The sequence below is a fragment of the Effusibacillus consociatus genome (assembly GCF_042652925.1).
Taxonomy (GTDB): domain Bacteria; phylum Bacillota; class Bacilli; order Tumebacillales; family Effusibacillaceae; genus Effusibacillus; species Effusibacillus consociatus.
Genome location: NZ_JBHSHC010000159.1, coordinates 1 through 2,379 on the forward strand (window position 1 = coordinate 1; position 2,379 = coordinate 2,379).

The 2,379-nt window shown below is 38.3% G+C and carries 3 protein-coding genes; all 3 read left to right on the top strand.

Translation table 11 applies throughout. From position 1 onward, the window contains the following. Positions 1-547: 547 nt before the first annotated feature. Entirely contained in the window at positions 548-964 is a 417-nt protein-coding gene (locus ACFO8Q_RS23710) for a sugar 3,4-ketoisomerase (protein ID WP_380029830.1), read from the top strand. Further along, positions 942-1,493 (top strand): acyltransferase, encoded by a 552-nt coding sequence (locus ACFO8Q_RS23715; RefSeq protein ID WP_380029832.1) that lies wholly within the window; start codon positions 942-944, stop codon positions 1,491-1,493. The genes ACFO8Q_RS23710 and ACFO8Q_RS23715 overlap by 23 nt, the downstream gene beginning before the upstream one ends. Before the next feature lie 27 nt (positions 1,494-1,520). Next, on the top strand, positions 1,521-2,379 hold an 859-nt coding region (locus tag ACFO8Q_RS23720), incomplete at its 3' end, for a DegT/DnrJ/EryC1/StrS family aminotransferase (protein WP_380029835.1).

Below are 2,379 nucleotides of genomic sequence, written 5' to 3' on the forward strand. Positions count from 1 at the left end.
ATCAATCCTCCTACGTATAGTATCGCTCTTATTTCGGAGGTTGTCCAACTTGATTACGGGGCTTAAGAGCCTTGGCATCGATTATGGACGTGTGATATTGGAACGTAATATTTGGGAGCTTGTCTCGTAAAGCTTCCTGTGTAAAGTTTTCTTTTAAAAACGGTTGAATACTCTGAGTCGTGTACGGTTGAGACGAGAGACTAAAGAGTAAGGTCATCCAGAGCAAGATCAGCAGGAATCGGGTCAATCGAAATGTTTTGTCTGTACGGATTGGACTCCCCTCCTTGGTTAACGGTTGATAATCATAGTAATCAATTCGGTTTTCTGGTCAATGTGAAACGTAGTGTAATGCAGTAAACAGAGGATCATGCTTTGCTTTCATCAGCTCTGCTGAAGCATTGTCATTAGAAGCAGAGTGATTGTTGAGATATCGAAGCTTTACTTTATTAGTATTTACAAATTGTCGAAGTGTATGCATACATGGAATGTTTTTTTTCATGGGGAATGGGGAGAGTAAATAGACTGTATAGAACAGGGTGCAATGAAAATGGAAATAAAAATATATAATTTTAAAGTAATGGGAGATCAAAGAGGATCACTCGTTTCACTAGAAGGTAATAAAAATCTTCCCTTTGAAATAAAGCGAGTTTATTACATTTTTCATACACTGGGGGATGTTCGGAGAGGGTGTCATGCGCATAAGGATTTGAAACAAGTCCTCGTATGTACCAGTGGTTCTTGTAAAGTATTGTTGGACGATGGAAGCACCAAAAAAGCAGTTATTCTTGATTCGCCAACCAAAGGTCTTTTTCTTGATAAGATGATTTGGCGTGAAATGTATGATTTTTCTCCGGATTGTGTGTTGATGGTACTAGCAAGTGATTATTATGACGAGAGTGATTATATTCGAAATTACAGTGAATTTTTAAAGGGTGCGTCCGATGATGTATTTTGCTCATCCTAACGCATTAGTTGAATCAAATAACATAGGCAGAAATACAAGAATTTGGGCATTTGCTCATGTTCTCCCAGGCGCGTTTATAGGTGAGAACTGCAATATTAACGATCACACTTTTATTGAAAATGATGTGATTATCGGAAATAACGTAACTGTTAAGTCGGGAGTGTATATCTGGGACGGAGTAAGAATCTTTGATAACGCTTTTATTGGACCTAATGTTACTTTTACAAATGACATAAGACCAAGATCAAAACAATATCCTGAGAAATTTGTTGAAACAGTAGTGGAGGAATGGGCTTCGATCGGTGCGAACTCAACCATAATTGCAGGAATTAAAATTGGCAGATATGCAATGATCGGTGCTGGTTCCGTAGTAACAAAGGATATACCCAATAATACACTTTGGTTTGGGAACCCTGCCAAATTTAGAGGCTATATTTGTAATTGTGGCGAGGATTTGGGGGATAGACTCATCTGCAGCAAATGTAAGCAAAAGTTTACGTTAGAGAATCAAATTGTTAGAGAAATCTAACCAGTATTGATTGGTAGGGTGTTCAAGATGATTCCATTTTTGAATTTGAAAGCAATGAATAGCCAGTATGTTACAGAAATTCAAGATGCGATCAATGGGGTTTTGGAGAGTGGTTGGTATATACTGGGGCAACAAGTTGAATCATTTGAATCGGAATTTGCAGCATATTGTGGGACTGAATTTTGTATTGGTGTAGCAAATGGACTTGATGCACTCTCATTAATAATACGAGCTTATGGGTTTGGACCTGATGATGAGATCATTGTCCCATCCAATACATTCATTGCGTCAATCCTGGCTATTTCTGCTACCGGTGCGACCCCTGTTCTGGTGGAACCGGATATTAACTCCTATAATGTAGATCCTCGTGAAATAGAATCAAAGATTACAACCAAGACAAAAGCTATCTTAGCCGTACATTTGTATGGACAAATCGCCGAGATGACATTAATAAACAAAATAGCAAAAAAATATGATCTGAAAGTAATTGAAGATGCTGCACAAGCACATGGAGCACTGTATAACGGCAAACGAGCGGGTAATCTCGGAGATGCAAGTGGATTTAGTTTTTATCCAGGCAAAAATTTAGGTGCTTTAGGGGATGCTGGTGCAATTACTACCAATGATAGCGATCTTGCTAACAGATTGTTTGCCCTAAGAAACTACGGGTCCCATAAAAAATATGAGAATCTGGTGAAAGGTGTCAACAGCAGGTTAGATGAATTGCAAGCAGCTGTTTTAAGGGTCAAATTAAAGTATTTAGATAAGGACAATCAGAGAAGACGAGAAATAGCAAACTATTATTTGGAGAATATCAAGTCTGAAATCCTTAGCAAATGCACGTATCCAAGAAAAAGCGCATACCAAATAAGCCGTACACAAGACG

What these genes read in the sequence shown, in the direction of transcription:
- ACFO8Q_RS23710 (WP_380029830.1), top strand. Translation starts at nt 548, where the DNA reads ATGGAAATAAAAATATATAATTTTAAAGTAATGGGAGATCAAAGAGGA.
- ACFO8Q_RS23715 (WP_380029832.1), top strand. Translation starts at nt 942, where the DNA reads ATGATGTATTTTGCTCATCCTAACGCATTAGTTGAATCAAATAACATA.